This is a genomic window from Pseudomonas sp. (genome assembly GCF_035512415.1).
Classification (GTDB): Bacteria; Pseudomonadota; Gammaproteobacteria; order Pseudomonadales; family Pseudomonadaceae; genus Aquipseudomonas.
This window is the reverse complement of the sequence record NZ_DATKDZ010000026.1, coordinates 68751-93030: the sequence shown is the minus strand read 5'-3', so window position 1 is coordinate 93030 and position 24280 is coordinate 68751. Positions and strand designations below refer to the sequence as shown.

General features: G+C 59.9%; 21 protein-coding genes and 1 pseudogene. 17 read left to right on the top strand and 5 right to left on the bottom strand.

Annotation, left to right across the window (positions count from 1 at the left end):
* The first annotated feature begins 19 nt into the window (after positions 1-19).
* The 14 genes and pseudogenes from pgm (at position 20) to VMP31_RS12990 (ending at position 16420) form a co-directional block, all read left to right on the top strand.
* Positions 20-1666, top strand: coding sequence for a phosphoglucomutase (alpha-D-glucose-1,6-bisphosphate-dependent) (pgm, locus tag VMP31_RS13055; RefSeq protein ID WP_325507770.1), 1647 nt, complete (start codon positions 20-22; stop codon positions 1664-1666).
* Positions 1667-1702: 36 nt separating this feature from the next.
* Positions 1703-2059 carry a winged helix-turn-helix domain-containing protein gene (locus tag VMP31_RS13050; RefSeq protein WP_325507768.1) on the top strand — a complete coding sequence of 119 codons (357 nt, stop codon included), beginning with the start codon at positions 1703-1705 and terminating at the stop codon, positions 2057-2059.
* A 121-nt stretch (positions 2060-2180) separates the two neighbouring features.
* Positions 2181-2963, top strand: coding sequence for a molybdate ABC transporter substrate-binding protein (gene modA, locus VMP31_RS13045; protein WP_325507766.1), 783 nt, complete (start codon positions 2181-2183; stop codon positions 2961-2963).
* 8 nt (positions 2964-2971) lie between these two features.
* Positions 2972-3646: a molybdate ABC transporter permease subunit gene (gene modB / locus VMP31_RS13040; RefSeq protein WP_325507764.1), complete on the top strand. Its 675-nt coding sequence runs from the start codon at positions 2972-2974 to the stop codon at positions 3644-3646.
* A complete protein-coding gene (locus VMP31_RS13035) occupies positions 3639-4724 on the top strand; it encodes an ABC transporter ATP-binding protein (protein ID WP_325507762.1) in 1086 nt (361 codons plus the stop codon). Before modB ends, VMP31_RS13035 begins: the two co-directional genes overlap by 8 nt.
* A gap of 319 nt (positions 4725-5043) precedes the next feature.
* Complete coding sequence (locus VMP31_RS13030) at positions 5044-5562, top strand: Hcp family type VI secretion system effector (RefSeq protein WP_090241257.1); 519 nt, start codon at positions 5044-5046, stop codon at positions 5560-5562.
* A 228-nt stretch (positions 5563-5790) separates the two neighbouring features.
* A complete protein-coding gene (gene tssI, locus VMP31_RS13025; RefSeq protein ID WP_325507759.1) occupies positions 5791-7938 on the top strand; it encodes a type VI secretion system tip protein TssI/VgrG in 2148 nt (715 codons plus the stop codon).
* A complete protein-coding gene (locus VMP31_RS13020) occupies positions 7935-11144 on the top strand; it encodes a hypothetical protein (RefSeq protein WP_325507757.1) in 3210 nt (1069 codons plus the stop codon). The genes tssI and VMP31_RS13020 overlap by 4 nt, the downstream gene beginning before the upstream one ends.
* Positions 11141-12397 (top strand): hypothetical protein, encoded by a 1257-nt coding sequence (locus tag VMP31_RS13015; RefSeq protein ID WP_325507755.1) that lies wholly within the window; start codon positions 11141-11143, stop codon positions 12395-12397. The genes VMP31_RS13020 and VMP31_RS13015 overlap by 4 nt, the downstream gene beginning before the upstream one ends.
* 10 nt (positions 12398-12407) lie before the next feature.
* Positions 12408-12686: a hypothetical protein gene (locus tag VMP31_RS13010; RefSeq protein ID WP_325507753.1), complete on the top strand. Its 279-nt coding sequence runs from the start codon at positions 12408-12410 to the stop codon at positions 12684-12686.
* A gap of 18 nt (positions 12687-12704) precedes the next feature.
* Positions 12705-13562: pseudogene (locus VMP31_RS13005) on the top strand (RHS repeat domain-containing protein); the annotation flags it as partial.
* Between the two features lie 412 nt (positions 13563-13974).
* Complete coding sequence (locus tag VMP31_RS13000; protein ID WP_325507751.1) at positions 13975-14595, top strand: hypothetical protein; 621 nt, start codon at positions 13975-13977, stop codon at positions 14593-14595.
* A 385-nt stretch (positions 14596-14980) separates the two neighbouring features.
* The gene (locus VMP31_RS12995) at positions 14981-15355 is read left to right on the top strand and encodes a hypothetical protein (protein ID WP_325507749.1); all 375 of its coding nucleotides are present in this window, start codon (positions 14981-14983) and stop codon (positions 15353-15355) included.
* 141 nt (positions 15356-15496) lie between these two features.
* On the top strand, positions 15497-16420 hold the full coding sequence (locus tag VMP31_RS12990; RefSeq protein WP_325507748.1) for an ADP-ribosylglycohydrolase family protein: 924 nt from the start codon (positions 15497-15499) through the stop codon (positions 16418-16420).
* A 192-nt stretch (positions 16421-16612) separates the two neighbouring features.
* Here VMP31_RS12990 and gluQRS read toward each other — a convergent pair whose 3' ends face one another.
* Both gluQRS and dksA read right to left on the bottom strand, forming a co-directional pair.
* Positions 16613-17500, bottom strand: a complete 888-nt coding sequence (gene gluQRS / locus VMP31_RS12985; RefSeq protein ID WP_325507746.1) for a tRNA glutamyl-Q(34) synthetase GluQRS — start codon at positions 17498-17500, stop codon at positions 16613-16615.
* A gap of 74 nt (positions 17501-17574) precedes the next feature.
* Positions 17575-18018 (bottom strand): RNA polymerase-binding protein DksA, encoded by a 444-nt coding sequence (dksA, locus tag VMP31_RS12980; RefSeq protein WP_305623958.1) that lies wholly within the window; start codon positions 18016-18018, stop codon positions 17575-17577.
* A gap of 207 nt (positions 18019-18225) precedes the next feature.
* Between dksA and VMP31_RS12975 the strand changes: the two genes are divergently transcribed.
* Both VMP31_RS12975 and sfsA read left to right on the top strand, forming a co-directional pair.
* Positions 18226-19407: a pyridoxal phosphate-dependent aminotransferase gene (locus tag VMP31_RS12975; RefSeq protein ID WP_325507739.1), complete on the top strand. Its 1182-nt coding sequence runs from the start codon at positions 18226-18228 to the stop codon at positions 19405-19407.
* Complete coding sequence (sfsA, locus tag VMP31_RS12970) at positions 19397-20104, top strand: DNA/RNA nuclease SfsA (RefSeq protein ID WP_325507737.1); 708 nt, start codon at positions 19397-19399, stop codon at positions 20102-20104. The genes VMP31_RS12975 and sfsA overlap by 11 nt, the downstream gene beginning before the upstream one ends.
* A gap of 103 nt (positions 20105-20207) precedes the next feature.
* On the opposite strand, the gene VMP31_RS12965 is transcribed toward sfsA, so the two are convergent.
* Positions 20208-21410, bottom strand: a complete 1203-nt coding sequence (locus VMP31_RS12965; RefSeq protein WP_325507735.1) for a glycosyltransferase family 1 protein — start codon at positions 21408-21410, stop codon at positions 20208-20210.
* A 50-nt stretch (positions 21411-21460) separates the two neighbouring features.
* Positions 21461-22189: a sulfate transporter CysZ gene (gene cysZ, locus VMP31_RS12960; RefSeq protein WP_325507733.1), complete on the bottom strand. Its 729-nt coding sequence runs from the start codon at positions 22187-22189 to the stop codon at positions 21461-21463.
* 277 nt (positions 22190-22466) lie between these two features.
* Here cysZ and trxB point away from each other — a divergent pair, with 277 nt between their 5' ends.
* A complete protein-coding gene (gene trxB / locus VMP31_RS12955) occupies positions 22467-23414 on the top strand; it encodes a thioredoxin-disulfide reductase (protein WP_325507731.1) in 948 nt (315 codons plus the stop codon).
* Positions 23415-23556: 142 nt separating this feature from the next.
* Here trxB and VMP31_RS12950 read toward each other — a convergent pair whose 3' ends face one another.
* Positions 23557-24144, bottom strand: a complete 588-nt coding sequence (locus VMP31_RS12950; RefSeq protein ID WP_325507729.1) for a putative glycolipid-binding domain-containing protein — start codon at positions 24142-24144, stop codon at positions 23557-23559.
* Between the last annotated feature and the right edge of the window lie 136 nt (positions 24145-24280).

The window sequence follows — 24280 nt, the reverse complement described above, 5'->3', positions numbered from 1 at the left end:
ATCACTCAGGGAGTTATTTGTGAGCGCGCGTATCCATCCTCTGGCCGGGCAGCCGGCACCCGCTTCGATGTTGACCGATATTGCCGGGCTGCTGGCAGCCTATGACGATCTGCAGCCCGATCCGACTCAGGCCTCTCAGCGTGTCGCCTTCGGCACTTCCGGGCATCGTGGCTGTTCATTGCAGGGCAGCTTCAACCGCTGGCATGTGTTGGCCATCAGCCAGGCGATCTGTGATTACCGGGTAGCCCAGGGCATCAGCGGCCCGCTGTTTATCGGTGCCGATACTCACGCGCTGTCGCAGCCGGCGCTGGAAAGCGCTCTGGAGGTGCTGGCGGCCAATGGCGTGCAGACCATGATCTCCGCCGGCGGTGAGTTCACCCCGACGCCTGCGATCAGCCAGGCCATCCTGGTGTACAACCAGGGCCGCAGCTCTGGCCTTGCCGACGGCATCGTGATCACCCCCTCGCACAACCCGCCGGACAGCGGCGGCTTCAAGTACAACCCCAGCAACGGCGGCCCGGCTGACAGCGATATCACCACCTGGGTGCAGAACCGCGCCAATGCGCTGCTCGAAGGCGGCCTGCGTGAGGTCAAACGCATGCCCCTGGCGCAGGCGCGGCAGGCGGCCAATGTGCAGCAATACGATTACCTCGGCAGCTATGTGAATGATCTGGGCAATGTCATCGACTTCGCCCCGATTCGCGCAGCCGGTCTGCGCCTGGGTGTCGATCCGCTGGGCGGTGCCGGCGTGCATTACTGGGCGCGGATCGCCGAGCAGTACGGCCTCAATCTGGATGTGGTGAGCGAGATTATCGATCCGCAGTTCGCCTTTATGAGCCTGGACTGGGACGGGCAGATCCGCATGGACCCATCCTCCAGCCATGCCATGCAGCGCCTGATCGGCCTGAAGAACGGTTACGACATCGCCTTTGCCTGCGACACCGACTACGACCGCCACGGCATCGTTGCGCCGAGCGTCGGCCTGTTGCCGGCCAACCACTTCCTCAGCGTGGCCATCGATTACCTGTTCCAGCATCGCCCGCAGTGGAGCCCCACGGCAGCGGTGGGCAAGACCCTGGTCAGCAGCGCCATGATCGACCGCGTCAGTACCCGTCTGGGCCGGCCGATGCAGGAAGTACCGGTAGGTTTCAAATGGTTTGCCGGCGGCCTGTTCGACGGCTCTCTCGGCTTTGGCGGCGAGGAGAGCGCCGGGGCGACCTTCCTGCGCCGTGATGGCCGAGTCTGGACCACCGACAAGGACGGCATCGCCTTGGCCCTGCTGGCCGCTGAAATGACCGCCGTCAGCGGACGCGACCCTGGCGAGCTGTACCAGGGCCTGAGCGATGAGTTCGGCGCGATTTACGCCGACCGCGTTGACGCGCCGGCTACACCTGCGCAGAAAAAAGCCCTGGGCCAACTCTCGCCCGCACAGATCGGCAGCCGCGAGCTGGCCGGTGATGCCATCACCCAGGTGCTGGACAAGGCTCCGGGCAATGGCGCGGCGATTGGTGGGATCAAGGTGATCAGCGAAGGCGGCTGGTTCGCCGCGCGGCCATCGGGCACCGAGGACATCTACAAGATCTACGCCGAGAGCTACCGCGATAAGGCGCATCTGCAGCGCATCTTCGGTGAGGCGCAGCAGCTGGTCGATGCGGCCCTGGAGTAGATCCGGGGCTGGAGTGGCGGAGGAGGAGGCAAGGCCATGCAGCGTCTCGAGGTAAAAATCCGCCTGCATAACGGCAGCGATATCGCCATGGGCCCGGGCAAGGCCGATCTGCTGGCGGCCATCGCCCAGCACGGCTCGATCAGCGCCGCGGCGCGGGCCCTGGGCATGTCCTACCGGCGCGCCTGGCTGCTGGTGGAAACCATGAACCGCAGCTTCAGGGAACCGCTGGTTAGCACCCTGGCCGGCGGTAAACAGGGCGGTGGCACCCGCTTGACCGCCCCGGGCGAGCAGGTGCTGCAGCGCTATCGCGCCCTGTGCGCCAAGGCGCAGGCGGCGGTGCAGGATGACGCGGCCCTGCTTGCCGAGTTGTTGGCCGAACTGCCCGCCTGCTAGCCGGCCGTTGTGGCTATATCGCGCGGCATAAGCGCAGCGGCAGTTTTTTCTAGACGGCCATTCGCTATATATGGAAGGATATAGCGCTTTTGTATACAAACCACTGAGCGGAAGTCGTTCCATGCTGCGCAAATCTTCGCTGCGTTCCCTGCTGCTGGGCCTTCTGGCCTGCCTGCCGCTGCCGACCATGGCCGTCGAAGCTCCGGCAGTGGCTGCCGCTTCCGATCTGCAGTTCGCCCTGGAGGCGGTGGCCGCGCGCTTCAAGGCCGATAGCGGGCAGTCGGTCAGGCTGGTGTTCGGCTCCTCCGGCAATTTCTACCGGCAGATCAGCGAGGGTGCGCCTTTTCAGTTATTCCTGTCGGCCGATGAGCACTATGTTGAGCAGCTGGCGGCCGCGGGCAAAACCCGGGACAGCGGCGTGCTTTATGCCATCGGCCGTATCGTGCTGCTGGCTGCGCAGGGGCCGCGGTTGAAGGTCGACGGCGAGCTGCAAGGCCTGCGCGCGGCGCTGGCGGCGGGGCAGGTCCGGCGTTTCGCCATCGCCAACCCCGAGCATGCGCCCTACGGCCAGCGCGCCGAGGAGGCGCTACGTCACGCCGACCTCTGGGACGGTCTGCAGGGGCGGCTGGTGCTGGGTGAGAACGTGTCCCAGGCGGCGCAGTTCGCCACCTCAGGCAATGCCCAGGGCGGGATTATTGCCTACTCCCTGGCCCTGGCCCCTAATCTGGCCGGGCGTGGCGAGTGGGCGCTGATTCCGCAGGACTGGCATCAGCCGCTGCGCCAGCGCATGGTCCTGTTGAACAATGCCAACGCCACCAGTGAGGCCTTCTACCGTTATCTGCAGGAGCCCGCCGCCCGCGCCATCATGGCCGACTATGGCTTTACCCTGCCCGCAGCCGAATAGGACTGTTTATGGATTGGCCCGCGCTGCTGCTGTCCCTGCAACTGGCCCTGTGCACCATGCTGATTCTCTTGCCCTTGGGCGTCTGGATCGGGCGCAAGCTGGCCTGGAGCCAGTTTCGCGGCAAGAGCCTGGTGGAGGCGCTGCTGGCATTGCCGCTGGTGCTGCCGCCGACCGTGTTGGGCTTCTACCTGCTCGTCGCCATGGGGGCCAGCTCGCCCATCGGTCAGGCCTATCAGGCGCTGTTCGGCAGCCAGCTGACCTTTTCCTTCGCAGGCTTGCTGGTGGCTTCGCTGCTATTCAACCTGCCTTTTGCCATTCAGCCCATGCAGCGCGCCTTCGAGGCTATCCCGCGGGATGTGCGCGAGGCGGCGCGCTGCTGTGGTCTGTCGCCCTGGCGAGTGCTGCGGCGCATCGAGTTGCCGCTGGCCTGGCCGGGGATTCTCTCGGCCCTGGTACTGACCTTCGCCCACACCCTGGGTGAGTTCGGTGTGGTGCTGATGGTTGGCGGCAGTATCCCGGGGGAGACCCGCACCATCGCCATCGCCATCTACGACCGGGTGCAGGCCTTCGACGACCAGGCCGCGGGGCTGATGTCGGCGGTGCTGTTGCTGATTTCCCTGTGCGCCATCGGCCTGTCCTACTTCGCCACCTCACGCCTGGCGGCAAGGCGGCAGCATGACTGAGGGCTTGCATCTCGACCTGCAGCAGAGCAGCCCGATTCCGCTGGCGGCCCAGATAAGCTGCGCCCCCGGTGAAGTGCTGGCCCTGGTCGGGCCTTCCGGTAGCGGCAAGTCGACCTTGCTGCGCAGCATTGCCGGCTTGTATCAACCAGCTAACGGCAGCATCCGCTGCGGCGGCGAAACCTGGTTCGACAGCGGGCGCGGCATCACCGTACCGACCATGAATCGGCGGGTCGGCATGGTGTTTCAGCATTTCGCCCTGTTTCCCCATCTCAGCGCCCGGCACAACGTCGCCGAGGCGCTGCTGGATTATCCGCCAGTCGAGCGCCTGGCACGTGCCCAGGCCTGGCTGGAGCGGGTGCACCTGCACGACCTGGGCGAGCGCTTGCCCCATCAACTGTCCGGCGGGCAGCAGCAGCGGGTGGCGGTAGCCCGGGCCCTGGCCCGCGAACCCAAGGTGTTGCTGCTCGACGAACCCTTTTCCGCGGTGGACCGCAGCACCCGCGAGGCTCTGTATGGTGAACTGGCTGAGTTGCGCGAGGAGCTGCGCATGCCGGTGGTTCTGGTTACCCATGACCTGGACGAGGCTACGCTGCTGGCTGACCGCATGTGTATTCTGGCGGCCGGCCAGACCCTGCAGGCCGACACCCCGGACCGCCTGATGCAGGCACCGGCCACGGCGGAGGTGGCGCGTTTACTGGGCATGCGCAATATGTCCAGCGGCCGGCTGCTGGGGCATGCTGTCGATCACAGCCTGCTGGCCTGGGGCGAGTACCGTCTCAAGGTCCGCGCCCAACCGCAGCTGGCGGTGGGGCAGCAGGTGGCGTGGGTGATGCCGACGTCCGGAGTGCTGCTGATGCCGCTCAACCAGCGCCCGGGGACGCCTCTGGATAACCGCGTGGCGGTGCGCATCGAGCGCCTGTTGTCGTTGGGCGAGCAATACCGGGTGACGCTGCTGGCCGGCGCGGAACGCCTGAGCATGAACGTGCCGCGCCATGTGGCGCAGCGCTATGGCCTTGAGGTCGGGCAGGCAATTGACGTGCGTCTGCGCGGCGAGACGATCCATCTGATGCCGAGCTAAGCGTCTGGCCTTTGCCACAGGGGGCGATGTGAGTGGCTGTTGCGCAACTAGATGCGCAGCTTTCTGTGGATAAGTCTGTGGGTAGCTTGCTGCATACGCTGCTGCTAAAGGCCCGTAGAGGTGTTGGCAGCTTCTTGCGCAGCGCTGCGCAAGAAGCTGCTCAACTTTCAGTGATATACCGCACGGTATGACCGGCCTTGCATTTGTGGTCATGCTAAATATTTGAAATATATATATTTTTAATAAATGGCACGGTTATCGCTCTTTGTATGGCTCCCGGATCGCTTCAGATCCATGACCCAAGGCAAGGAAAGCACTCATGCCAACACCCGCGTATCTGTCCCTCGAAGGCACCAAGCAAGGCCTGATCACCGCCGGCACCTTCACCGAAGATTCCGTCGGCAATATCTTCCAGGAAGGTCATGAAGACCAGATCCTGGTTCAAGCCTTCAACCACCAGGTCATCATCCCGCGCGATCCGCAGTCCGGTCAGCCGACTGGCCAGCGCGTACACAAGCCGCTGATGATCACCAAAGTCTTCGACAAATCCTCGCCACTGATCTTCAACTCCCTGACCTCCGGTGAGCGTCTGAACAAGTGCCGTCTGGAGTGGTACCGCACTTCCTCCACTGGTACCCAGGAGCACTACTTCACCATCGAGCTGGAAGACGCCGTGATCGTCGACGTGCAGTCGCGTATGCCGAACTGCCAGGATCCGAACATGTCGCACTTCACTCACCTGGAAGACGTGTACTTCACCTACCGCAAAATCGTCTGGACCCACGAAGTCTCCGGTACTTCCGGTTCCGACGACTGGCGTACCCCGATCTCCGCCTAAGCACTGGCTGAGTTCGCGTAACACCGCTTCGGCCAGGCATCGTCCTGGCCGTTGCGTTTCAGTCTTGGCATCTACGCGCACGAGCCCCGTAGGGTGCGACTTGGCGGAGCCTTGTCCACCATGGCGTTCCAGGCGTCAGGCGATAAACGTCGAATACGCCCGGTTATCAGGACGATGTGCTCGTAAAATTGCTGGCTCATTCATGGATCGAAAGAAGAGGAACAACGAATGTTCGCCCCTGCCAACCAGACCCATTTCAGCCTCAGTATCGAGGGCATCAGCCACGATCTGCAGGTGCTCGAATTCAGCGGCCGCGAAGCGATCAGCCAGCCCTTTGAGTTCGAACTGGAACTGGTCAGCGAACGTCCCGACCTCGACTTGGAAAGCCTGCTGCATCAGTCGGCATTCCTGGCGTTATCCCAAGCTGGCAACGGCATCCACGGGCAGATCTACCGCGTCGCCCAGGGCGAATCCGGTAAACGCCTGACCCGCTACCATGTGACCCTGCGCCCGCAATTGTCCTATTTGGCGCACCGCACCAACCAGCGGATCTTCCAGCACCTGACGGTGGAAAAGATCATCAGCCAAGTGCTCGAAGAGCACGGCATCCAGGCCAACGCCTACCAATTCCAACTCGGCTCGATCTACCCCGAGCGCGAGTACTGCGTGCAGTACGACGAAAGCGACCTGCACTTCGTCCAGCGCCTGTGCGAGGAGGAAGGGATTCACTACCACTTTCAGCACAGCGAACAAGGCCATGTACTGGTCTTCGGCGACGACCAAACGCCGTTTCCAAAACTTGCCCCAACCGCCTACCAGCAAGACAGCGGCCTGGTCGCCGACGAGCCAGTAATCAAACGCTTCGGCGTGCGCGTGGAAACCCGTACCAGCCGGGTGACCCGCCGCGACTACGACTTCGAAAAGCCCAAACTGCTGATGGAGGCCGAGGCCAAGAGCGAATTCGTCCCTGATCTTGAGGACTACGACTACCCCGGCCGCTTCGTCGAACGCGAGCGCGGCAAACACCTCAGCCAACGCGCCCTCGAACGCCACCGCCACGACTTCGAACTGGCGCAAGGCGACGGCGATCAGCCGCTGCTGGTCAGCGGCCACTTCCTGGCGCTCACCGAGCACCCGCGCGCGAGCTGGAACGACTTCTGGCTGATCACCGAAATCCACCACGAGGGCAAGCAGCCCCAGGTGCTGGAAGAGTCGGTCACCGACTTCTCTGGAAGCCACCGCGGTCAGCCCCCTCTCCCTCCGGGAGAGGGCTGGGGTGAGGGAAAAGCAGACAACGCGGACTTCACCCAAGGCTACCGCAACCACTTCACCGCCACCCCCTGGGCGGTGCCTTACCGCCCCAGCCTGGAACACCCCAAACCACGCATCCTCGGCAGCCAGAGCGCTGTGGTCACCGGCCCCGCTGGCGAAGAAATCCACTGCGATAAATACGGCCGGGTCAAAGTGCAATTCTTCTGGGACCGTGAGGGCCAGGCCGACGACAAGACCAGTTGCTGGCTACGGGTTTCATCAAGCTGGGCCGGCGACCGTTACGGTGCCATCGCCATCCCCCGCATCGGCATGGAAGTGCTGGTCACCTTCCTCGAAGGCGACCCCGACCAGCCCCTGGTCACCGGCTGCCTGTACCACAAGGAACACGTCGTCCCCTACGACCTGCCGGCGAACAAGACCCGCACTGTGTTCAAGACCCTCAGCAGCCCCGGCGGTGGCGGCTACAACGAAATACGCATCGAAGACAAAAAGGGCGAGGAGCAGATCTATATCCACGCCGAGCGCGACTGGGACGAAAACATCGAGCACGACCAGAAGATCCGTGTCGGCAACGAACGCCACGACACCGTCGAGGCCAACAGCTACAGCGAATTCAAAGCCGAAGAACACCGCACCACCCACGCAGACCGCAAAAGTGAGGTCAAAGCCAACGACCACCTCACCGTCGGCAACAACCAGCACATCAAGATCGGCACCGGCCAATTTATCAACGCCGGCAGCGAGATCCATTTATCCAGCGGCCAGAAAGTCGTGCTCGAAGCCGGCAGCGAACTGACCTTCAAAACCGCCGGCAGCTTTATCAAACTCGACGCCAGCGGCATCACCATGGTCGGCCCGATCATCAAGTTCAACTCCGGTGGCGCGCCGGGCAAGGGCTCGGGAGCCGCGCCTGTGTTGCCGGTTATCCCCAAACCCGCCGATACCGCACCTGTAGGTGAAAAGACCGGCCAGGCCAATATCAATCCGCTGCTACTAATGGCGAGCCTGGGTGAGCTAGGGCCACAACAACTGATTGTCGATGTATGGGGCGACCCTGCCTTGGGTGGTCAAGTACAACTGCTCGACCCGGAAGGTGACGCATGAGTGAGCTAAAGGATCAGCCCATCAAGCAGGGCACACGCAAACGCGCGGAATACGACAATACACGCCGTGCTCGGTTAGCTCTGAATATCGAGCGCATTGATGGTGGGATGCTGCAGATTCCTGTCGAATTGGATATGCGCAGCAACGAAGAAGAGCCAGAGATTCAGCAGAATACCTTTCTCGCCGTCGTGCCTATGGCGCGCCTGCCAGGTTACGACAAATACGACGAAGCGCCTAAAGGCGCGCTGCTGCGCCCTGGTCGTCTTTATGTATTCCGCCAAGGCAAACTCTGGCGTGAATTGGAAAGTGATGGTCAGGGCCAGCTTTTTGAGGTGGATGTCGCACACTGGCGTAAAGCCGCACAGAGCGGCGGCAATGCAGATGAGCGCACGCCTGTCGGTGCCAAGCAGCATCTGATTCTTGTGCCGATGTTATTGCAGGGGCGTTTTGTTGGTGACCAACTTGCCATGGCCTACAGCGAACTGCCCTGGACGTGGGAGTACATTCAGTGGCTAGAAGCTAGTTCCGGGCGCATCAAGCAACGTTGCCAGAACATTGCACCTGCCTGGGCCGCCGCCGTCGTAGGCCCCGAGCAATGGAAGGCCACCCAGGCGATGCCGATCATCCCGATCACGCGCATCAGCAAAGGTATGTGCGCCCGTGAGCTGCACCTTGAAACCTTGCTGGAAGACCCTCTGCTATTCAATGCCGGTCTCACTGAATTACCCGCTACGTCGTTGGTTAAACAGCTTGAGCAGCGCCAAAAGGAACTGGCTGGTTTTATTCGCACTACACCGCCCGATCCTCTACCCGTATTGCCAGCAAACAAAGACCTGCTCAGCGAATATCAGTTGCGCGACTATCCGCAACTGGTCGGGGTGATGCTCGATGACCCCATTTTTGCCTTGCGCCATGCGGTAGCCCAGTCACGGCTATGCGCCGAACTGCTGCAAACCCTCAACGCCCTGGTACCGCACCAACCCTTTGGCCGTTATGCCGAGTTGCTCTACCAGGAAGCCATGCCTGCGGGCGGCCCGTTGCAAGAGTTCAAAAGCCATATCGATATTGCTGCGCTAAAGAAAGCCACCCTGCACAGCGAGCGCGAACAGGCCCGCGAACAGCTCTATCGCCAGCAGGAACGTGTGCTTGAATTAGTCAAACAACTACCGCCCGTTTGGAACGATTTCCTCCACAGCCAAGACGAGCGCCTGCTTGAACCCTACGCCCAACTGACTGAACTGCTGGAAGTCCTCAATCGCACGCCCAAGGGCTGCGACCCGCGCTGCATCGAAGCGCAGGATATGAAAGTCAGTGCTGATGTGGACAAACTCAGCCGTCAACTGATTGAAGCCACCCACGTGTTGACTAAAGGCTTGTTGGCCAATGTCCAGGGTGAATTACCAGAAACCGCCAAGCGCTTACAGGCACTTGTGGCGAGCGGTATTGCGATAAAACCAGAGCGGCTGGGCTTGAGCGCACTGAGCTTTCTCAACAATGCCTATATTGGCCAGAACCTGCTGTCGTCAGTGGATGAGCTGTTTAACCATGTCGCCACGGCCAGTATGCTCGCGGTCAAGCGTATCAGCGAAAGCAATAGCATCAGCCAGGTTCAGCTGCACCGTAGCTTTGCGCCGACCTTCGATGTGCTGAACAAACTGCATAGTCGCGCCAAAGGCTTAAAACTGCTGCCCCAAGGTGAAGCCCTCGCCAAAAATATGGTGGTGCTGGGCGTGCATGGTGACGGTTTTAGTTTTGGCATCACTGCTGCAGAGCGCGCCACCCTGACACGCGATAACTACCTCTACGCCAACCTGGAAGCGAAGAATGGCAAGGTGCTTGCGACCAGCAGCGGGAAGCTAGCGGAGCGCTTGGGCTTTGCCCGCAAAGACCTGGGACAAGCCATGGTGGTGGCTGCGGAGGCTAACGATCCATTGGTGGCCGACTACAAACAATGGCGCACCGCTGCAGGTCATCTGGATACGGCCAAGGCCCTCGCTAACAGTAAAGCGCTGCCCATACTGGCGACTGTATGTGCGGGTTTTAGTTTGTATGCAAATTTATGGGGAGCAAAAGATTTAATCAGCCAAGGCGAGAAAGGAAGATGGCTCCTTGGCGTAGGGGGGGCTTTGGCAGACCTTGGGTTAGCCAGCAATAACGTTGCGCTCAAGTTGCTAACCGATGCCAAGCGTAGCGGCAATCCATGGAATGTGTTCTGGGAGCGAGGCCGCTTTCAAACCTCAGGATTCTGGGCCGAAAACCTGATGAAACGCACGGGCAGCAATTGGCTTAATTTCTCGCGTATCGGCTCCTCTGCCGCCATGACATTCACTGCAGCACTATTCGCTTGGGATGCTTACCGTGCCTCTCGTGACGGTGACGACGATGTCGCCATGGCCAATATGATCGCCGCTAGCGGCTCGGGTATCTGGGCGCTCTATACCATTGGCCTGCTGGCCAGTCCCTGGCTGCTCGGGCTGGGGGTCGGCTTGCTGGTCGCCGGAGTTATTGGGACCGTGTTATTGGCCGATGGCGCGGTAGAACAGGCGATCAAGCACGGCCCCTTCGGCACCAAGCAGCGCTTGCCGCAGATGAACGACCCCTTGCAGGCCTATCAGCAACTGCTCGGCGCGCTGGGTGAGCCCCGCGTGCAGATCGAGCGCCTGCAGTTATGGCAGGACAAGGCCAGCGCGGCGGACAAGGCCCGCCTGCTAGCCGCGCAAAACCAAGTGCGCGTTTACCTGGCCCCGCAAGACTGGGTAGTCGAGGTAAGCACCCCGCTGCTGGGCCAGTTCCGCAATGGCCTCGACTTTCGCCTAATCGCCAAGGAAGTGCTGCGCACTCGCGGTCATACCTCAGGCTGGACCTACCGTTACCAGCCGATCCCCAAGGAAAAGCTCGGTGCCCTAGTGCTCACCGGCAACCGCTTGCTCTTTGTACTGCCCGCGCAGTTTGGCGTGCCCACGGCGGGTGACCCGCTGCGTTACCGGCAAGCCATCGAATACAGCCTCAAGGTCTACGGGCAGTTCCAACTGGGCGAAACTATTTGCCACGCGGACGATCCCTTCCCTGGCTATAACCGCATCACGCTCCCCCAGCCAAAGCCGCGTAGCTGGCAAGCGTTTGCAGCGCAGATGCCCACAGACGGCGACAATGCCGATGACGTGGCCTACTGGCTGATCACCCAAAGGGACTTTGCCAAAATATGAATGCCTCCGTTAAACCAACAGCAACTTATGCCGATTCGGCCTACCGCAGCACCGCTATCCCAGTTCAACCACCGCATAAGTGGTCGCAAGATGCCGACCGTACCGGCCCAACTCGTACGCAACTGCGCTGGGGACATTACGCCAATCTGGAGCCGTGGCAGGATGTGGATGCCCAGTTGCAGTCAGGCATGCGTGACTATCTAGATGAAAAAAAAGAAGATGACCTTTATATCAATCAAAAACGCTGGAACTTCGACAACACCAGCAAGTGGATGATTTTGACTCCATACTTCAAATGGTGGTCGATTTTATTTATACCATGGTTGCTCTGGGGATTTGTGATTACAGAAGCTCTTGCTGCAACCATAGAGTGGGCGACAGGAATAAACAGCGTAAACGCCTACGTCGTTATTGGTTTTCTCTCCCTTATAATATCTTTTTTATTTATGGGTCTTAGCTCTTGGTATATGTGGGGGGGAGATAACCCGCGCTATAAAATATATCTAATCCAAGTCGGCGCCGGCCTTGCCTTAGCTTTGATAGCATCGCTATTTACCTTCCAAAGTACCTCTGCTGGTACGAACATGTTCTGGCTCTGTGCCTATATGGCCTTTAGCGTCTTTATGGGGCTTATCGGCTGGGATTACTTGCAAGACCTTTACTTGCGCGTGTTCGCCCACGATGGCAGCGGTTTTAATCGTCAGACCGGCATGCTGACCATTGGCCGGCGCTTTCAAAAACCCTTTAGCGCGCCGCTCTACGAGTTCGACGCCACCCTGGAATTCCGCCCCGGTCCACACGGCAATAGCGGCTTCGCCATCTGGCTGCATCACCGCTACACCTCGGTCGAGGTGTTTCTCGGCGCTAAAATTCAATCACTGGGCATGAACCTGGAAGAAGCGCTGGCGTTCTGGGATACGCTGCAACGTTATATGGATGTGACCCAGCCCTTGCCTGAACTGCCGATCCTTGAACAGTTTCGCCACCTCGATCCGGTCACCGCCAAACATGACCAGCAGAACAAGCGCGACCCGCGCCGCTGGCGCGATATGCCTTACCGGGCCTGGGAGCGCCGTGGCCGCGCGGAGATGATAAAGCGCAACCGCGATTACAGCTGGCAGGAACAACCCTGCATCCTCCAATCCAAGATCGACCCTAGCCTCAGCATCGAAGTCTACTACCGCAGCCAGGAAGCCAAAGGCATTCAGGCCACGCCCAAAGGCGATGACTACGACAATATCCACCGTGGTTGAAACATCAATAATGCACATTTTCTTGCTGGGCAGCTTCTTCCTTATGTCTGGTGGTGGCTTAGTCTGGTCAGCTTTTCAGGATTTGGAGAGCGGTTATGTAAACACTTCCGGCGGTCGAGGCTCCCTTCCTGGGCATTACACGCGTGAGCACAATCCAGAAGCCTTTTATGAGCTCTTTATGCTCAACATCGGTTTTGCCGTCGTTTCGACCGTTGTGGGGGTGATCTTGATTTGGGTGGCAGTCTGGATGGCTTGGACAAAGCGACCTGGGCTGCGCGGTTTATTTTAGTTCACGTCAAAGAAGTAATCGCGCAAAGGCAGCAAGAGCTTCCACTACGACCCACTGGATCGCCTGGTGGCGGTGCGCGGAGACACCCCGGAAAGCTTCGCCCATGACCCGGCGGGCACCCTGCTGGCGCAAAGCAGCGCCGTCGCCGACGACCGCACAAACGTCAAAGGCAACCGCCTGCTGATGCAGGGCGACCGCCATTTCGACTACGACGCCTTCGGCAACCTGATGCGCGAACGCCGCGGTGCAGGCCAGCGGCTGATCACCGACTACCGTTACGACAGCCAACACCGCCTGATCGGTGCCAGCCTGCCCAATGGCAGCCAGGTGAGCTACCGCTACGACGCCTTCGGCCGGCGTACCGCCAAAATCGTCGATGGCAAGACCACCGAGTTCCTCTGGCAAGGCGACCGCCTGATCGCCGAAAGCGGCCCCGAGCAGTACCGCAGCTACGTCTACGAACCCGGCAGCTTCCGCCCCCTGGCCATGCTCCAGGGCAAGGGTAAAGAGGCCGAGCCGTTCTACTACCAGCTCGACCACCTCGGCACCCCGCAGGAACTCACCAGCGCCGCCGGCGAGATACTCTGGTCGGTGAAATACCGCGCCTACGGCAACGTCGCCAAACTGGAAATCGCCGAAGTCGACAACCCCCTGCGCTTCCAGGGCCAGTACTTCGACGCCGAAACCGGTCTGCACTACAACCGCCACCGCTACTACAATCCGAACACCGGCAGCTACCTCACCCCCGACCCGATCAAGCTGGCGGGTGGGCTGAATAACTACCAGTATGTAAACAACCCGACTGGGTGGGTGGATCCGCTGGGGTTGACTGAGGTGAAGGGGGATTGCCCTGGGAATAGTGGCGGCTTCCTTGACAAACCTGCCGACTCCGACGGCTCCATTAATATCGGTGCGGGGCATAATCCAAAACAGGGCTATTACAATATTGACATTGACCCCAAAACACCCGGAGTTCATCAAGGGGATGCCACTAGCCTGCCCCAAGTCAAAACCGGGTCTCAAAGTAAAATAAATATGGATAATCCGTATGGGTACGACCCATTAAATCCAGAAATAATGCGAGTTCTCTCTCATGACGGTCAAATCACAATGACTGGCAACACCAGGTCAAACAAATACGTTAAAGGCGCCTTGCGAAGACTGGAAGAATTAAAACTTGAAATAGTTTCTAGGCAAAACATTAGTTCGGACGGATATAAATTGGTAGACGGCTCTGATATGGCTGCCAAAAACCTCGAAGAAGTCGTTATTCGCAGGAAGAATTAATATGGACATTCACCTTAATCTAACAGGCACACTAAGCAGTGTCATTGACTATGATAATGGCGGCGGCCTTAAAACCTATATAGATATAGGATTGACTGAGGGCTTATGCAGTAACTTTGAATTTCAACTTGAGAACTTTGTGCTTAATCTTGATGAGGCGCTGATCGAAGAAATCACCAGTCAAGACGATACACTGGGAGAGCAAGTAAACGAGGAAGGCTTTCTTATTGTCAAAAAGGCCACCGTCAAAATAGCCGAAGTAAAAGGATGTGATGCGCAGCTCACTTTTCGCAATGAGAGAGGAGAGAAAGTCATTGTCAACAATACATGGGATTACTCCCTCACTGAAGATGACAGCATATATGACATGGGGGGGCGCCTCATCAGCTTCCCACAGCTAACGCTTAATTTAGAGATAGTCTCTAACGGTGCAGTAATCATTTCATTAAATTCGGTAGATTGTGCGTTTATGAGCAACTATCAGGATTTGCTAAAAATATCAGAACTCTTAAACAAAGACAGGAAGACAGAGGCTCGGCCTCTTGGAAAGCTTTTTGATCCTGTCTTTCGATCCGAATATTTGAATACTGACTATAACGGACGGGTTAGTATAAAAAAATAGTTTCGGTTTGACGGAGATGGAACAATAAGGACGTAGTAATCCTCTTCAAACTAGACACTACGCCCCTTTAATCACAGGTAACTTATGCATTTAGGATGCATGCTGGTGGAGCACAGATTCGCTTCTTAGCTTCTGCACCTTTAAAGCGGAGAGTTTCATCAAAGATCCCTAATAGTTGCTGCGCGATCTGAGCCTGCAACTAAATCCAAAATAGCCTTCCAGCTTAGATATCCCCGCTTCAAATGGATTTGAATCTGCGATAAATAACAAAAATCGCGCGCATAACTATTCGTGCCCATGAGTGAAACTTAGAATATATTTTAACGAAGCAAAAGCAGCCGTAACAAACTTCCATCCATCGATGGGTTAGTGTCATGGAACCTATATGTTGAAATATAACGAGGTCAGCATAGTAAATAATTGCTTGCTTGATTTTAGAGGCTCTTCATCTTTGGAGGTTGATAGTTACCTCGCGATTTTGATGAGTCGGCTTCTCAAGCTAGAGGGTGTCGGCTTGGAAGTGTCTGGGGTATATTTAAGCAGCGATGAGGATATAGAGAATATTCCGGATTATTTATTAGATGTAAATGGTATGGCCTTCGAGTTTATGGGTGAGCACGTCACTGTACCTTTTTCATTGGGCGCAACCCTTATAGCAGATTGGTGCAACAAGAATATCGTTGAAAATCGAGACGCCATTATTAGCAAATGCAATGATTTAATTAAAAATACCAACCCATTTAACTGCAAAGCCAAATAGAATTTAAAGAACCTTCTCCGCCTATTGAAGTAGTGTCTGGTGGTTTTAGCAATATAACGTTGTGTGATATTTATTTACTATCCGTCATCGAAGACGAATTCAGCTTAATTCCGTAGCATGACAATTCGGATCAGCCAAACCATGAAAGATGAACTTGAACTTTCAGACCGCTACGCAGGCAGCTTGCTTGGTTTGGCTTGCGGCGATGCGGTGGGAACATCAGTGGAGTTTTGTCCCCGCGGTACGTTTAGCCCGCTCGTTGATATGGTCGGAGGAGGCCCATTTAATCTGGTGCCGGGCCAGTGGACTGACGATACATCAATGGCCCTTTGTCTCGCGGAAAGCCTGCTGACGAAGAATGGTTTCGATGCCAAGGATCAGATGGGGCGGTACCTCAACTGGTGGCAATGGGGGTATATGAGTTCGACGGGGCAGTGCTTTGACATTGGCAATACTGTCAGGCAAGCGCTGTTGAAGTACCAGCAAACGAATCAACCCTTTGCCGGCTCCATTGAGCCGGAAACAGCCGGCAACGGCTCACTTATGCGTCTCGCTCCTGTGGTGCTTTTCTACTACCCATCCCATCATGAGATCGCCAAATTCTCAGTGGCGAGTTCATGCACAACCCATTCAGCCCCGGAGGCGACCGAGTGCTGTCAGCTGCTCGGAGAGCTGATTGCCAAGGCTTTGTCAGGCAAGCCCAAGGCCGAAATACTGGGTGCTTCGCAAACAACCTTTAGCGAAGAGAAGGTTCGCAGCATCGTGGCTGGGGAATATAGGTTTAAGACCCGCGAGCAAATTGCTGGCACAGGCTATAGCGTGGCCTCGCTGGAAGCGGCGTTATGGTGTTTTTGGCGCTCGGAAAGCTTCGAATCGGCGATCCTGGAAGCGGCCAACCTTGGTGATGATGCTGATACCACCGCAGCGATAGCCGGTCAGTTAGCCGGCGCGTTCTATGGTGAGTCGGGAATACCCCCTCAATGGCTTGAGAAGCTACATATGCGGACGGAGATTAAAGGGATGGCGATGGCGCTGCTTCATGCCGCCAAGTCTAGGCAGGCCTGATTTTCTGTAACAGCCGTCAGCCCACTCCAGCTCGGGCGCGTACAGGCAGCTAGGCTGTCTGTACGGCATCAAAAGATCGACTATCGTCGAGCACGGCTCCACTGACGGCCGCCTGCTTGGTGACCTCTGCAGCTTCATCACCGTTAACCCAGCCCAGCCACAAATCAAGATCCGACCAGGGCACTCTAGCTCCTAGCGCAGCTGCGCCTCGGCCAGGGTGCGTTGGTTAGGGATCAGGTCGGAGCACCAGTGTTGGCTGGCCCAGTGCAGCAGTTCCTGTGGCTGGCCGTAGGTTGCGCCTTCAGGCACTGGCTGGCCGAGGGTGCGCAGGGCGCGGATTAGCAGGGGAGTGGCCTGGTCGGCCGGTAGTGGTGGCGAACGGTAGGATTTGCCCAGCTTGTGGCCGTCGGGCTGGATGATCAGGGGGACGTGCAGGTAGCGCGGCTGCGGCAGGCCCAGCAGTTGCTGCAGGTAGAGCTGGCGCGGGGTGGAGTCGAGCAGGTCGGCACCGCGCACTACGTCGGTTACACCCTGCCAGGCATCGTCAATCACTACTCCAAGCTGGTAGGCGTAAAGCCCGTCGCGGCGCTGGATAACGAAGTCGCCGACTTCGCGGCCCAGGTGCTGGCTGTAAGGGCCCTGTACTCGGTCGGTGAAGCCATAGCTCTGCTCGGCTACGCGTAGGCGAATCGCCGCGTTGGCCCGGGGATGCCCGGCCTCCCGGCAAAACCCTGGATAGATGCCCTGATAGCCTTCCAGCTGCTTGCGCGAGCAGACACAGGCATAGGCCAGGCCCCGCTCCAGCAAGTTATCGACCTGGGCGGCATATTCGGCATGCCGGCTGCTCTGGCGCACCATTTCGCCATCCCAGGCAAAGCCGTAGCGCTCCAGGGTGTTCAGAATGGCACTCTGCGCGCCGGGGACTTCCCTGGGCGGGTCGAGGTCTTCCATGCGCAGCAGCCAGCGGCCATTTACTGCGCGCGCGTCGAGGTAGGACGCAAGGGCTGCGACCAGTGAGCCGAAATGCAGGTAACCACTAGGGGTGGGGGCGAAGCGGCCGATATAGGCGGGCGTGTTCATACGGGCGAAGGACTGCCGGTTGCGCACAGGGAGACAGAAACAACAGAGGGTGCCGAAGCACCCTCTGAGTCAGATCAGGAACCGATCTGCTTTTCCTTGATTTCCGCCAGCGTTTTGCAATCGATGCAAAGGGTGGCGGTGGGGCGGGCTTCGAGGCGGCGGATGCCGATCTCGACGCCGCAGGAATCGCACCAGCCGTAATCGTTGTCTTCGATCAACTGCAGGGTTTCGTCGATTTTCTTGATCAGTTTGCGCTCGCGATCACGGGCACGCAGTTCCAGGCTGAATTCTTCTTCCTGGCTGGCGCGGTCCGCTGGATCGGGGAAGTTGGCCGCTTCGTCCTGCATATGGTGCACAGTACGGTCGACTTCCTGCATCAACTCAAGCTTCCACTTGTTGAGGATGCCGGTGAAGTGGGCGCGCATCGGCTCACCCATATATTCCTCGCCCTTTACTTCTTTATAGGGCTCGAAACCACGAGTCAGTTGGCTGCTTTTTGCTTTTGCTTTGGTGGGCATGGATGACCGCCTCTCACTCTCTCTAATCCACTGCGCAGGACGGTGTCCCTTGCCGATTCTACGTCGAGTAGAACTGGCCCTGCGGCTGCAAGCGGGCGAACTTACCAGATCGACTCGAGCGGCGCCACTCCCTGTTGTCGTGGTGACTGACGTTTCGCTCAAGCCTTGGTTTAGAATCCGCGCCTTAATTCATTTGAAGGCAGCTCCATGGCCCCGTCCTACAGTGCGCGCAGCCGCGCCATAGAACCTTTTCACGTGATGGCGCTGCTGGCCCGCGCCAATCAGTTGCAGGCTGAAGGCCATGATGTGATTCACCTGGAAATCGGCGAACCGGACTTCACCACGGCCGCACCCATAGTCGCCGCCGGTCAGGCCGCTCTGGCCGATGGTCATACCCGCTACACCGCCGCCCGCGGTTTGCCGGCCCTGCGCGAGGCGATTGCCGGCTTCTATGCCGAGCGCTATCGACTAAGCATAGACCCTGAGCGGATTCTCATTACCCCGGGCGGCTCGGGGGCCTTGCTGCTGGCCACCAGCCTGCTGGTCGACCCTGGCAAGCACTGGCTGCTGGCCGACCCCGGTTACCCCTGCAATCGGCACTTTCTGCGTTTGGTGGAGGGCGCGGCGCAGCTGGTGCCAGTGGGCCCCGAGGTGCGTTATCAGCTGACCCCCGACCTGGTGGCACGTTATTGGGATCAGGACAGCGTCGGTGCGCTGGTGGCCTCGCCGGCCAACCCGACCGGCACACTGTTGGCCCGTGACGAGCTGGCGGGGCTGTCCCAGGCGTTGCGCGAGCGCGGTGGGCACCTGGTGGTGGATGAGATCTATCACGGCCTGACCTACGGCGTGGACGCCGCCAGCGTGCTCGAGGTGGATGACGAGGCCTTTGTGCTCAATAGTTTTTCCAAGTATTTCGGCATGACCGGTTGGCGGCTCGGCTGGCTGGTCGCGCCACCTGCGGCGGTCGCGGATCTGGAGAAGCTGGCGCAGAACCTCTATATCAGCGCCCCAAGCATGGCCCAGCACGCCGCGCTGGCCTGCTTCCAGCCGCAGACCCTGGAAATCCTCGAGCAGCGCCGCCATGAGTTCCAGCGCCGCCGCGATTTCCTCCTGCCAGCCCTACGCGAGCTGGGTTTCAGGATCGCCGTGGAGCCGCAGGGGGCGTTTTACCTGTACGCCGATATCAGCGCCTTTGGTGGCGATGCCTTCGCCTTCTGCCAGCACTTTCTGGAAACCGAGCACGTGGCCTTTACCCCAGGCCTGGATTTCGGTCGCCATCTGGCCGCGCAGCATGTGCGCTTTGCCTACACCCAGGATCTGCCGCGCCTGCAGCAGGCCGTTGATCGGATCAAACGTGGCCTGAACAGTTGGCAGCCCAATGCGCTTTGATCCCCCCCTCGAAGAAGGACGGCTGCTGCGCCGTTACAAGCGTTTTCTCGCCGATATCGAGACCGGCAGCGGCGAGCTGTTGACCATCCACTGCGCCAATACCGGCTCGATGCTCAACTGCATGAGCGAGGGCGCGCGCATCTGGTTTAGCCGCAGCAATGACCCCAAACGCAAGCTGCCAGGCACCTGGGAGATTGGTGAGACGCCCCACGGCCGCCTGGCGGTGATCAACACCGGGCGCGCCAATGCCCTGGTGGAGGAGGCGTTGCGCGCCGGGCTGATCGCCGAGCTGAACGGCTTTACCGGCCTCAAGCGCGAAGTGGCCTACGGTCAGGAACGTAGCCGTATCGATTTTCGCCTGGACTATCCAGAGGGCGCGGCCTTTGTTGAAGTCAAAAGCGTCACCCTGGGCTTTGCCGACAGCCGCGTTGCCGCCTTTCCCGATGCGCGCACCGAGCGCGGCAGCAAGCACCTGCGCGAGCTGGCCGCGCTAGCCCGTGCCGGCACCCGTGCGGTGCAGCTGTATTGCGTGAACCTGACGGGTATCGATGCGGTACGCCCGGCCGAGGAAATCGACCCGGCCTATGCCGCCGCGTTGCGTGAGGCGGTCAGTGCTGGTGTTGAGGTGCTGGCCTATGGCGCGGCCATCAGCGCCCAGGACGTGCGGCTGATCAAGCGTCTGGAGGTGTTGTTGTAGGCGGGGCCGGGCGGCGTTCCGCTTTAGCCGCGAGCTTTTGCAGTTTCAGGCAATGCTTTTCGCGGGCATGGCGGAGTGCCGCCCAGCCGCTCCTACAGGGGCGTCAATGCTGCGTTCTGCCGGCGGGCAGCTCCGCCAGTGGTTGCATGGCGCTGCGAAGGTGTTGTTCGAACAGTTCGACTATCGCCGCCCAGCCTTGCCCAGCGGCATGTTGGCGGGCATTCAGGCGCGCTCGGCGCAGGCCTTCGGCATCGTTCAGCAAATCGCTAGCGGCCTGGATAAAGCCCTGTTCGTCCTGCGCGCCCGCCAGGGCACCATTGTGGCCGTGGCGGATATGCTGCGCCGCCGCGGCCTGGTCAAAGGCCACCACGCCAAGCCCGGAGGCCAGGGCCTCGAGCACCACATTGCCGAAGGTTTCCGAGAGGCTGGGGAACAGGAACAGGTCGCCCGAGGCGTAATGCGCAGCCAGCTCTTCGCCGCGTTGCAGGCCGCAGAAGACGGCGTCCGGCAGTTGCTGCTGGAGGCTGGCGCGTTGCGGGCCGTCGCCGACCAGGATCAGTTTCAGTTGCCGCTGCGGGTGCGTCTGTTGCAGCGCTTGAAAGCTCTTGCTGAGCAGGGCCAGGTTCTTTTCCGCGGCCAGGCGGCCGACATGCAGGATGGCGATATCGCCTTCTTGCAGCCCCCAGCTGGCGCGCAGTTGGTCGCAGCGTCTGGCGGGGTGAAACAGCTGGCTGTCGACGCCGCGCGCAAGCAGTTCGAGGCGCTCGAAGCCGCGGCGTTGCAGTTCGATCTGCTGGCTGACGCTGGGCACCAGGGTCATCTGCGAGCGGTTATGGAACCAGCGCAGGTAATTGGTCAGGGCGCGGGTCAGCAGGCCGACGCCGTAATGGCCGGTGTACTGCTGGAAGTTGGTATGAAAGCCGCTGACCACCGGAATCTGCAAGCGCCGCGCCGCACGCAGGGCAGAAAAGCCCAGCGGCCCCTCGGTGGCGATATACAGCACATCCGGGCGCTGTCGTTGCCAGCTGCGCAGCAACTTGTGCATGGACGATTGGCCCCACTGCAAGCCGGGGTAGCCGGGCAGCGGCCAGCCGCGGGTCAGCAACAACTGCTCGTCATGCCCACGACCCTGGTCGCAGCCCTGGCGTGGCCTGACCAGCTGAATGCGATGACCACGGGCGCGCAAGCCATCGGCCAGGCGGCCGAGGGTGTTGGCCACGCCGTTGATTTCCGGCGGGAAGGTTTCAGTGATCAGTGCGACAGATAATGAGGATGTGTTCATGGCCGCAGTGTCGGCTGCGGCCATGTAGCGGTTATGACAGTAACGTTGCGGGTTTGTGACCGGCGCGCGGGCTGCTAGCCGCGCTCACGCACCCAGAACACCGTGGCTCCGGCCACGGCCGCCGGCATCATCAGGATATTCAGGCCCGGTACCAGCAGCGCGGCGTAAGTGATGCCGCCGAAACCCAGGCTCTGCCAGCGCTTCTCACGGAGCCAGGCGAGCATGTCCTGCCAGCTCATTTTGTTGTTGTCCGCCGGGTAGTCGATGTACTGAATCGCCATCATCCACACGCCAAACAGCAGCCACAGCGGTGCGGCGATCAGGTTGACCACCGGGATAAAGGTCAGGATCAGCAGGGCGATGGCGCGCGGCAGAAAGTAGGCCAGCTTGCGCATCTCGCGGCCCAGGGTGCGCGGCACCATGGCCATCAGTTCGGCCCAGCTGAACGGCGGAAAATCATCCTGGCCGCGCACCACCACCTCGACCTTCTCTGCGAGAAAGCCGTTAAACGGCGCGGCGATGATATTGGCCAGCAGGGTGAAGGTGAAAAACACCATCAGCAGTACCAGCACCACAAACAGCGGCCACAGCACGTATTCGAGAAAGCTCAGCCAGCTCGGCAGGCTGGGCATAAAGGTATCGACCCAGCCGCCGAACTGCTGCAGGGCCAGGTAAATCAGGCCAATAAAGAGGATCAGATTAATCGTTAGCGGTAGCAACACAAACAGGCGCAAGCCGGGGCTGAGGACCAGTTTCAGGCCTTCGCTGAGGTATTGCGGGCCGGTAAGCACGGGGGCAGGCATGGGGCGGTCTCCGCGAGATAAAAGTCGCGCCGACCTTACCGGCTTTGCGTGTCAGGGGAAAGCGCTCGGGGCGCGATTGCAGGCCTGTGGCGGGCGGCCATAGGGCGCGTCTATGCAGGGAATTACTAAAGGGTATTTCCTCTATGGCGTGCGCGCGCCTAGGCTGCGCCGCATTGTCGGGTTTTCCCTGTTATCGGGCTCCTGTCGCTGGTGTTTGTCCCCCGTTAGACGGGACGCCCCTTTTATTACCGCCGGCCGTACCGGCGAGGAGTTAACGATGTCTGCCACTCGTCATGCTCGCGTGATCATTCTGGGTTCCGGCCCTGCCGGTTACAGCGCTGCGGTGTACGCCGCACGGGCCAACCTCAAGCCGCTGCTGATTACCGGCATGCAGGCCGGTGGCCAACTGACCACCACCACCGAGGTGGACAACTGGCCGGGTGATGTTCACGGCCTGACCGGCCCGGCGCTGATGCAGCGCATGCAGGAGCATGCCGAGCGTTTCGAGACCGAGATCGTCTTCGACCATATCAATGCCGTGGACCTGGCCGGCAAGCCCTTCACCCTGATCGGTGACAGCGCCACCTATAGCTGCGACGCGCTGATTATCGCCACCGGGGCCAGCGCTCGTTACCTGGGTTTGCCCAGTGAGGAGGCCTTTATGGGCAAGGGCGTGTCGGCTTGCGCCACGTGCGACGGTTTCTTCTACCGCAACCGTGAGGTGGCGGTGGTCGGCGGCGGCAATACCGCGGTGGAAGAGGCGCTGTACCTGGCCAATATCGCCAGCAAGGTGACCCTGGTGCATCGCCGTGGCAGCTTCCGCGCGGAGAAGATTCTGCAGAACAAACTGCAGGCGCGGGTGGCAGAAGGCAAGATCGTGCTCAAGCTCCATGCTGAGGTGGATGAAGTCCTCGGCAACAATATGGGCGTGACCGGTGTGCGGGTGAAGAACAACGATGGCAGCTTCGATGAGCTGAGTGTTGACGGCCTGTTCGTCGCCATTGGCCATACACCGAACACGGCGCTGTTCGAAGGCCAGCTGGCGCTCAAGGACGGCTATCTGGTGGTCAACGGTGGGCGCGACGGCAATGCCACCGCTACCCGCGTGCCGGGCGTGTTCGCCGCCGGCGATGTGGCCGACCACGTCTACCGTCAGGCGATCACCTCGGCCGGAGCCGGCTGCATGGCGGCATTGGATGTGGAGCGTTATCTCGACGGTCAGTGATCCAGATGGCGCTATGGCGTGTTGCGCCAGCTAATCGGGAAGTATGTGCTGGGAGCGACCCTGTGCACCAAGAGCCCGCGGACTTTGGCGGTGCGCACGGCGCACCCTACGCGATGCTATCGCCTGATCGTGCAGTCAGTCGTCAGACCCAGGTATTGAGCCTGAGATCCCGCGAGCTCATGCGCAGAAACTGGTCGCTGGCCTTGACCAGCAGGGCGTGTTCGTCCACGGCCAGTTCGCTGCTCTGCAGGCCTTCGGGGTCGCAGCGGTAGAGGGTGCTGGTGCCTTCCTGGCGCAGGTGCTGGTAGCGCTGGCCGCGGGCTTCGACCTTGAGGGTCAGCAGGTCGACGTAAGCCACCTGCAACTGTTCGCTCTGGCCGTTTTCCAGGGCGCAGCGCTGCAGGGCCGGGGTATGGGTAAAGGGCGAGTCGGACAGCATGACTTGCTGGCAGTCGTGCAGGTCGGGGCGTGGTTCGCCGTTATGGAACCAGTTGCCGCGTATATCGCGCTTGAGGTCGATGCGCCGCTGGCCGTGATTGTCGACTTTCAGCCACAGGCGACGAAAGCGCCAGCGCGGGTCGCAGTTGAGTACATAGGTGGCGGCGATGCTGTGGCCGCGCAGGCTCTGCATCAGGTGGCTGGTGGCCTGGATACCGTTTTCGTCGATATTCAGGCGCAGGTTTTCCACGCCGGGGTTATGCCATGGTTTCCATACCAAGGTCTGCTGCATGCAAGCGACTCCAAGCCAGGTAGGGTTGGGGCCAGGGAAGTCGTGTGCGGCCGTGAGGCTTGCGGGTGCACCTTCCCTGGTGGCCCGATAATTGATGGTTACAAGGGTAATGCCTGGCGAGCCGGCTGTCTGTCAG

Excerpts from the sequence above, each read along its gene's own strand:
- VMP31_RS13050 (WP_325507768.1), top strand. The coding sequence starts at position 1,703 with ATGCAGCGTCTCGAGGTAAAAATCCGCCTGCATAACGGCAGCGATATC.
- modA (WP_325507766.1), top strand. The coding sequence starts at position 2,181 with ATGCTGCGCAAATCTTCGCTGCGTTCCCTGCTGCTGGGCCTTCTGGCC.
- modB (WP_325507764.1), top strand. The coding sequence starts at position 2,972 with ATGGATTGGCCCGCGCTGCTGCTGTCCCTGCAACTGGCCCTGTGCACC.
- VMP31_RS13035 (WP_325507762.1), top strand. The coding sequence starts at position 3,639 with ATGACTGAGGGCTTGCATCTCGACCTGCAGCAGAGCAGCCCGATTCCG.
- VMP31_RS13030 (WP_090241257.1), top strand. The coding sequence starts at position 5,044 with ATGCCAACACCCGCGTATCTGTCCCTCGAAGGCACCAAGCAAGGCCTG.
- tssI (WP_325507759.1), top strand. The coding sequence starts at position 5,791 with ATGTTCGCCCCTGCCAACCAGACCCATTTCAGCCTCAGTATCGAGGGC.
- VMP31_RS13020 (WP_325507757.1), top strand. The coding sequence starts at position 7,935 with ATGAGTGAGCTAAAGGATCAGCCCATCAAGCAGGGCACACGCAAACGC.
- VMP31_RS13015 (WP_325507755.1), top strand. The coding sequence starts at position 11,141 with ATGAATGCCTCCGTTAAACCAACAGCAACTTATGCCGATTCGGCCTAC.
- VMP31_RS13010 (WP_325507753.1), top strand. The coding sequence starts at position 12,408 with ATGCACATTTTCTTGCTGGGCAGCTTCTTCCTTATGTCTGGTGGTGGC.
- VMP31_RS13000 (WP_325507751.1), top strand. The coding sequence starts at position 13,975 with ATGGACATTCACCTTAATCTAACAGGCACACTAAGCAGTGTCATTGAC.
- VMP31_RS12995 (WP_325507749.1), top strand. The coding sequence starts at position 14,981 with ATGTTGAAATATAACGAGGTCAGCATAGTAAATAATTGCTTGCTTGAT.
- VMP31_RS12990 (WP_325507748.1), top strand. The coding sequence starts at position 15,497 with ATGAAAGATGAACTTGAACTTTCAGACCGCTACGCAGGCAGCTTGCTT.
- gluQRS (WP_325507746.1), bottom strand. The coding sequence starts at position 17,500 with ATGAACACGCCCGCCTATATCGGCCGCTTCGCCCCCACCCCTAGTGGT.
- dksA (WP_305623958.1), bottom strand. The coding sequence starts at position 18,018 with ATGCCCACCAAAGCAAAAGCAAAAAGCAGCCAACTGACTCGTGGTTTC.
- VMP31_RS12975 (WP_325507739.1), top strand. The coding sequence starts at position 18,226 with ATGGCCCCGTCCTACAGTGCGCGCAGCCGCGCCATAGAACCTTTTCAC.
- sfsA (WP_325507737.1), top strand. The coding sequence starts at position 19,397 with ATGCGCTTTGATCCCCCCCTCGAAGAAGGACGGCTGCTGCGCCGTTAC.
- VMP31_RS12965 (WP_325507735.1), bottom strand. The coding sequence starts at position 21,410 with ATGGCCGCAGCCGACACTGCGGCCATGAACACATCCTCATTATCTGTC.
- cysZ (WP_325507733.1), bottom strand. The coding sequence starts at position 22,189 with ATGCCTGCCCCCGTGCTTACCGGCCCGCAATACCTCAGCGAAGGCCTG.
- trxB (WP_325507731.1), top strand. The coding sequence starts at position 22,467 with ATGTCTGCCACTCGTCATGCTCGCGTGATCATTCTGGGTTCCGGCCCT.
- VMP31_RS12950 (WP_325507729.1), bottom strand. The coding sequence starts at position 24,144 with ATGCAGCAGACCTTGGTATGGAAACCATGGCATAACCCCGGCGTGGAA.